Here is a 5779-nt window from a genome sequence, read left to right as displayed (position 1 = left end):
TTTAGTTTTCAAAGAACTATTTTGTGACAGGATTATAGTTTATCATCTCATCTTCAGAAAGTCAAGTGTTATTTTGAAATAATACTTTCTAAATAAACGAGATTCTCATCTTATCAAACACAATCACTTTTGTCAACTGGAGAAGGATTATTTTTAAGAAACAACTAAGTTTCATTTGCTATCCCCTCATCAGATTTACTATATTACTATCATGTATCTTTAAAGTCAACTATTATTCTACAAAATATATTATTTTTATTTTTTAAGATAACCATCCCATCATTCAGTCATGGATGCAACCATAGTGCAGCACTAATTCTATAGTACAATTCGGTTATTATATACAATAATATAAATTGAACAGTAAAACGCGGGATAGCAATGCAGCCTACAGGGTGTCAGGCACCGCTAAGGAAGGTAATGGAATGACAAATATCAAAGATTTAGCCAAGCTGGCAGGCGTTTCTGTAACCACTGTTTCTCGAGTGTTAAATAATCATCCATATGTAAGTGCCGAAAAAAGGAATGCGGTTTTAGAGGCGATTAGGCAGAGTAATTATCAACAAAATATTAATGCAGTCCATTTAAGTACGGGAAAGACCTTTCTTGTAGGTCTGGTCGTTCCTTTTATCGATCACCCCTACTTCGCCTTACTAATAAAAGGGATCGCAAATGAAGCGTTAAAACACAATTACAATTTGGTTTTATTCCAAACTAACTACCTGGAAAGCCGAGAATTAGAGGCATTACAAACGTTAAAACAAAAGCAGATTGATGCACTAATTATTTGCTCAAGAATATCCGAATGGACCACCATAGAAACGTATTTGCCTTTTGGACCGATCATTTTATGCGAAGATACCAGAGGTAAAGAAGTAGCCTCCTCATTTGTGGATCACTATAAAAGTTTCCTATTTGCATTAGATTACCTATTTCAAAAAGGTCACGAAAAAATTGGTTATTGCATCGGACGTAGATCAGGTACTAATAGTAAAAACAGAGAATTAGCCTATAATGATTTTTTAAAAAACAATCGTTTACCCTATAACCGTGCCTATGTTTTTGAAGATTGTCTTCACTTCGAAGATGGTGAAAAGGTATTAAACCAGATTATGAAGATGCCTCATCCTCCAACAGCACTACTGGCGACAAGCGATGATGTAGCAGCCGGGATTGTTACCTGCGCACAAAATCAAGGTGTTACGATACCAGATAATCTTGCCCTTATTGGGTTCAACAATCAACCTATTGCTAAAATGATGAATATCACAACGATTGAAATCCCACTTGAGGAGATGGGCCGGAAACTATTTTTACAAGGAATTAACAAAAATGAGGAGATTGCCCAATATGAAATCCCAGTAACCTTAATTGAACGAAATACCGTATGAATCTCACGAATTGATTAATTTCTCCCTTCGTACCGTTCCGTACCTAATAAAACAGAATTTATTTTTTTAATCCCCTTGACCTGAAACGCGTTTCATAAACTATTCTGTTTTTGCAAGAACTCACAACACCAGGTCGGCGTTATCAGAATCCCCTGAGCGTAACGACCTGCTGTGATTTAATGGAGGGATAGAAAATGAAACAACCTATGGTGTTTTTTGATATTGACGGTACATTGCTTAACGAGGATAAAGTGATTCCAGATTCCACAAAGAAAGCTGTTCGTTTACTTCAGGAAAAAGGCGTTCACACGGTAATTGCCACTGGTCGTGTGCCGAAGATGTTTTATTGGATTCAAAAGGAATTGAATATTAGTTCTTTTATTTCCATGAATGGACAATATGTCGTATTTGAAGGGCAGGAAATTTATGCAAATCCAATTAATCCTGAGCTGCTTGAGTCGATTTCCACTTTGACAGTAAGCAAAGGGCATGCCCTTGCCTACTGCAGTCACGATAATTTTAAAGTCAGCCAAGAAAATCATCCATTTATTGAATCTAGTTTTGACTCATTAATGATGCCTTATCCTATAGTTGACGATGCATTTTATAAACATCAGCCAATATTTCAGGGACATCTTTACTGCAACCACGAGGACAAATATCAATACGTCCACCATTTTCCTAATTTAGACTTCGTTCAGTGGCATGATTATGCTTATGATTTCCTGCCAAAGGGCGCCTCAAAAGCGGTTGGTATTCGCAAACTGCTTGAATTCTTAGATATCAATAACGAGAACTGTTTTGCGTTTGGCGATGGTTTGAATGATTTGGAGATGTTAACGATGATTGGAACAGGGATAGCTATGGGTAATGGGGTTCCTGAAGCAAAGGCTGCAGCTGATCTTATTACCACGACATCTTCTAATCATGGAATTCTCAACGGCCTCATCCAGGTTGGCCTTTTAGGAAAAGACGCTGCCGCGGAATATGCAAATGAAGCTATATAACCATTGGATAAGGTATGGTTTTTAAAATGTTAGACCTTCATCCAACTAATGTATGTCAGACGGTGTCAGGCACCCGTCTGACATACATCTATCCTTTAAAAACTAGAGGGATATAAACGGTGAAGGTACTTCCTTTTCCAAGTTCACTGGTGACTTTTATCGTTCCATTATGTGTGTCAACGATCCATTTAGCGATGGAAAGTCCCAAGCCATGCCCGCCCATTTGCCGAGAACGAGATTTATCAGACCTGTAAAACCGTTCGAAGATATGCTTACAATCCTCTGCACTTATTCCAATTCCCGTATCTTGAACAGAGAGACATACCTGTTGTCCTTCAATTTTCAGTGACAGACCAACTTCCCCGCCGTTTGTTGTGTATTTTATCGCATTATCTAAAAGAATATATAATAGCTGTGATAGCCTCCCTGGATCGCCGACTGCAATCAGCGAATCAGGTGAATCCAAATGGAGAGAAATTTGTTTAGCAGCAGCCAGCGGACGAACTGAGTCAATCGCTCTTTCTGCTTGAGGACGAAAGTCAAAGGTCTCGAAACTTAGCTGTATGGTGTTTGAGTCTGAACGAGCTAGTGTCAATAAATCACTCACCAAATGTGTCATCCGTTTCACTTCTTGTCTCATATTGGTGAGAATTTTCTCCACCATGTCTTTCTTTTGAGGTTCAATCGTCATTTCCACTGCTTCAATCGAAGAAAGCAAAACACTTAATGGTGTCCGTAATTCATGCGAAGCGTCTGCCACGAATTCACGCTGCCTTGTAAACGCGCCGCTAATTGGAATCATCGCTCTTTTTGACATGACGACACTCATATAGATGGCTATCCCCAGAAATACAATCCCTATTGTTATAAGTATCATCAATAGTGAGCGGAACAGCTGATACGCAAAGGATATATTTTTTCCAACATACAACTTCCCAATAAATTGACCATTATTATAGATAGACCGATTGGCAATCATGAGCTGAATATTTTGAGAAGTCTCACGCGGATGAAATTCCCCCTTCATTCCCCTTCCAGCAGCATCCATTTCAACATGCACAGTTTCCTTTTGAATCTCCCCTTCATTTTGCATTCTTCCATTGATGAGCCGGAGTATATTTTGACGCATCCGCTTATCAGATTCATTGCCCATTATTATTTCTCCGTTAGCATTTACGAGATAATAAAAGAACTGATTTACTCCTGCAAACACCACCTCTTGGTCATCGATTCCTTTCAAGTCATTCTGTTCATTTTTTAGTAATGAATTCTTGATGAAACTCGCTTCCTGATTCACCAATGATTGCAGTTCACGTTCCTGGTTGTTTAGGATGACAACATGAAGGACAATATAAACTATTGTGATAAAAAGGATTAGTAAAAGCATGAGCAATCCACTATACATGCGGGTTAATCTGCCTTGCGTGTGTCTAAAAATATCTTTTTCGCCCTGTGTGGTGAATGCACGAATGAAGGATCCAATTTTAGTTTCCAAACTTGTACCCTACCCCTCTAATGCTTTGAAGCAAATCTTGTTTTCCAAAAGATTGGAGCTTTTTGCGGATTAATTTGACGGTTGCATCTATTGTTTTAGGTGCAACCTCCGAATCAAAGCCCCAGATACGCTCTAAAATTACTTCACGCGGCAGGACCTGCCCCTTATTTTTTACCATTAAATCTAACAACTGAAATTCACGGGGGCTTAGTTGAATTTCCTCTTGACCCAAACCAACACTATGACTCAATCGATTCAGAACCAAACCTTGAATTTGAATTTCTTCCTCCAAAATCGGTGCATAATTACGACGAGAAAGCGCCCGGAGCCGAGCTAAAAGTTCGTCAATTTCGAACGGTTTAACTAGGTAATCATCTGCACCTGAATCTAGGCCCTCAATTCGGTCACCAACGGTATCTTTCGCTGTCAGCATCAGAATCGCACTAGAATAACCTTGTTTCCGTAATCTGGCACAAACTTCCACACCTGTCCCATTTGGCATCATCCAATCCATGATGATGACATCATAGTGGGCGGTGGTAGCGTAATAGTAAGCATCCTCTCCATTTGTTACCCACTCGACTTGGTAGCCGCCTTTCTTTTTGAGCATATATTCGATTAATTCACCGAGACGTAAATCGTCTTCCGCTAATAAAACTTTCATTCTAATATCTCCCTTGCGATTGATTTTATAAGGATTAAAATCATCTCTAGTAACTCAAATCTAGCATCGCAATCTTAAGGTTTGCTTAAGAAAAGACAAAAAGGTGTCAGGCACCATGTGAATTTTTCACATGGTGCCTGACACCTTTCATTCTACTTTTCATCTAGAAATATATTTCTTCAGCTTTTCCTTTGTTTCGGCATTGGCAAAGCTTGCTTCCACGCTAGTAAGGTAAATTTGCTTGTAGTCATCTTCACTTATATTGAATTCTTTAAATACGATGTCACATTCATTTGCCATCGTTGTATTTGAAACTGTCCGGTTGTCTGTATTAACCGTGACCTGAATTCCATCCTTATGAAATTGATATATTGGGTGTTCACTAAACTGGTTCACTGCTTTTGTTTGCACATTACTTGTTGGGCACATTTCAAGCACTATTCGCTTTTCCTTTACGATGTTATATGCCTCATCACAGTTCTTTATAAATACGCCATGGCCAATTCTCTCGGCACCCAAAAGTTTAACTGCCTCTAATACGTTTTTACCTACACCCGTTTCACCTGCATGGATGGTTACTCGATAACCATATTCTCTAGCCAAGGCAATCGGTTCTACGAATTTTTCAGAAAATCCTTCCTCTTCCGATGCACATAAATCGATGGCCACTACACCTTCTCCAAGGAATTTCTTCCCCTTCTCTACCACCTCAAAAGCACGGGAAGCAGGCATCGTCCTCATGCAGGAAAGAATCAAGTTTCCCTTTATCTCAAATTGCTTTTCAGCATCCTTCATTCCAGTTATAACGCTTTGAATTATCTCTTCAACATCTAATCCCCCAGCTGTATGAAGTAATGGGGCAAATCTTACTTCCATGTATTTCACATTTTCCCGGGCTGCATCCTCAAAAAGTTCAAAAGTAATCCTTCTAAGATTTTCCTCTGACTGCATAACTAAATTAGGTATAGAAAATTTCTCTAAGTATTCATCAAGGGATTCACATTCTAATGGCGCAATGAGCTCTCTTTGTAGTTCATCCCTATCCAAGGAAGGCAAACTAATCCCCTCTCTCTTCGCAATGTCAATGATAGTTTCCGGTCTTAGACTCCCATCCAAATGGCAGTGAAGTTCAATTTTGGGTAAGGTTACAAAATTCATGTTGGATCTTTACCTCCTGATTTTTGTTTAATTATAGTAAAAAAAAAAATTCCTGATTACGAAG

The 5779-nt window shown here is 38.9% G+C and carries 5 protein-coding genes; 2 read left to right on the top strand and 3 right to left on the bottom strand.

What is annotated here, in order from left to right; genetic code table 11:
• Positions 1-425: 425 nt before the first annotated feature.
• Both V7659_RS23200 and V7659_RS23195 read left to right on the top strand, forming a co-directional pair.
• Positions 426-1391 (top strand): LacI family DNA-binding transcriptional regulator, encoded by a 966-nt coding sequence (locus V7659_RS23200; RefSeq protein WP_335542532.1) that lies wholly within the window; start codon positions 426-428, stop codon positions 1389-1391.
• Between the two features lie 194 nt (positions 1392-1585).
• Positions 1586-2398: a Cof-type HAD-IIB family hydrolase gene (locus tag V7659_RS23195; RefSeq protein ID WP_335542531.1), complete on the top strand. Its 813-nt coding sequence runs from the start codon at positions 1586-1588 to the stop codon at positions 2396-2398.
• A gap of 88 nt (positions 2399-2486) precedes the next feature.
• On the opposite strand, the gene V7659_RS23190 is transcribed toward V7659_RS23195, so the two are convergent.
• The 3 genes from V7659_RS23190 to add form a co-directional block, all read right to left on the bottom strand.
• Entirely contained in the window at positions 2487-3893 is a 1407-nt protein-coding gene (locus tag V7659_RS23190) for a sensor histidine kinase (RefSeq protein WP_335542530.1), read from the bottom strand.
• On the bottom strand, positions 3883-4557 hold the full coding sequence (locus tag V7659_RS23185; RefSeq protein WP_335542529.1) for a response regulator transcription factor: 675 nt from the start codon (positions 4555-4557) through the stop codon (positions 3883-3885). Before V7659_RS23185 ends, V7659_RS23190 begins: the two co-directional genes overlap by 11 nt.
• A 159-nt stretch (positions 4558-4716) precedes the next feature.
• Positions 4717-5715 (bottom strand): adenosine deaminase, encoded by a 999-nt coding sequence (gene add / locus V7659_RS23180; RefSeq protein ID WP_335542528.1) that lies wholly within the window; start codon positions 5713-5715, stop codon positions 4717-4719.
• Positions 5716-5779 lie beyond the last annotated feature (64 nt).

Source organism: Neobacillus drentensis, from assembly GCF_036966985.1.
In the GTDB taxonomy this organism is placed as follows: Bacteria; Bacillota; Bacilli; order Bacillales; family Cytobacillaceae; genus Neobacillus; species Neobacillus drentensis_E.
This window is presented reverse-complemented; position numbering and strand designations above follow the sequence as displayed.

Coding starts and splice junctions, on each gene's coding strand:
- V7659_RS23200 (WP_335542532.1), top strand. CDS start 426: ATGACAAATATCAAAGATTTAGCCAAGCTGGCAGGCGTTTCTGTAACC.
- V7659_RS23185 (WP_335542529.1), bottom strand. CDS start 4,557: ATGAAAGTTTTATTAGCGGAAGACGATTTACGTCTCGGTGAATTAATC.
- add (WP_335542528.1), bottom strand. CDS start 5,715: ATGAATTTTGTAACCTTACCCAAAATTGAACTTCACTGCCATTTGGAT.
- V7659_RS23195 (WP_335542531.1), top strand. CDS start 1,586: ATGAAACAACCTATGGTGTTTTTTGATATTGACGGTACATTGCTTAAC.